Source organism: Sulfolobus sp. B1, assembly GCF_007050195.1.
GTDB lineage: Archaea > Thermoproteota > Thermoprotei_A > Sulfolobales > Sulfolobaceae > Saccharolobus.
This window is the reverse complement of the sequence record NZ_QIMI01000292.1, coordinates 1-951: the sequence shown is the minus strand read 5'-3', so window position 1 is coordinate 951 and position 951 is coordinate 1. Positions and strand designations below refer to the sequence as shown.

Here is a 951-nt window from a genome sequence, read left to right as displayed (position 1 = left end):
TAATTGAGTTAATTTTTCCAAGAAATCGTCCAACTCTTCTTTACTTAAACCTAAGTTTAATAACCTCTTATAATGGACGTTTTCATCTTCATCTAAATACTGCTTTACCGCAGGCTGGCTCACTCCTAATAAGTATGCTATTTTAGTCTGACTCATGTGTAGCTCCCTAAGCCTTTTAGCCTCTAAAGCTCTAATAGATGGTATGAATATGTCATCGATTAACGTTAATGGTGATTTTATCACAATAATAAGAATGAACCCGGGGAAAAATTACTTTCTAGATAATGAACTCTCCTTTAGCGCAATAGATGGAACCTATACTGAAACCTTCACCGTTGATGGTAAAATTTCACATGTAATCATCGGAGTTATCACCGGCAAAATATTAACAAACGGTGATTTTATTGTTCAAGACATAATAGTTAATGATGAAAGCTGTGAATGCGAAGGAGAATCTAAGATGAGGGAATTAGAGTACTTGAACGCAACTAAATACCCAGCTAATATAATATTATTGGATAGGAAGCTCTCGTATGATAGATCCCTTGGAATTGAAATACCTAAAAACGCTATAGGAATAGTTAAAGATTTTGATATACCAACTAGAGTTTCTTTAAATAGTATTAGAGAAACACCTTGGCTAGCAATAAAAGAGAAGTTAAATGACTTAATTAAAGGATACTTTAAGCTATTTGACGTCTCTTGGGTTTTTTATTTAGAGTCAAGCATTTTTCTAGATGATTTGGAGAAACTTCTTTCCATTCTCTATATCTTCGGAAAGGAACCGGTACCAGAGGCTTTAGGTTACAATTATCCGTTATTCCTAGCTGATAAGTTAGTTAAGTACTATAGAAATAAAATATCCAATAGTTTTAAGCTTCTTGAATTAGAAGATAATATTAGGTACAGAGAATTTAGAAGCTTAATGGAGAAATTGAGAAATGATGGAAA

1 protein-coding gene and 1 pseudogene are annotated in these 951 nt (G+C 32.8%); one reads left to right on the top strand and one right to left on the bottom strand.

The genetic code is table 11. The features are described from left to right. Positions 1-243 (bottom strand): annotated as a pseudogene (locus DMP16_RS11585) (transcriptional regulator); the annotation flags it as partial. Between DMP16_RS11585 and DMP16_RS10250 the strand changes: the two are divergent. Beyond that, positions 209-951 (top strand): DNA double-strand break repair nuclease NurA (locus DMP16_RS10250; protein ID WP_255446885.1); only part of this gene is annotated, 743 nt, incomplete at its 3' end. The pseudogene DMP16_RS11585 and the gene DMP16_RS10250 overlap by 35 nt on opposite strands.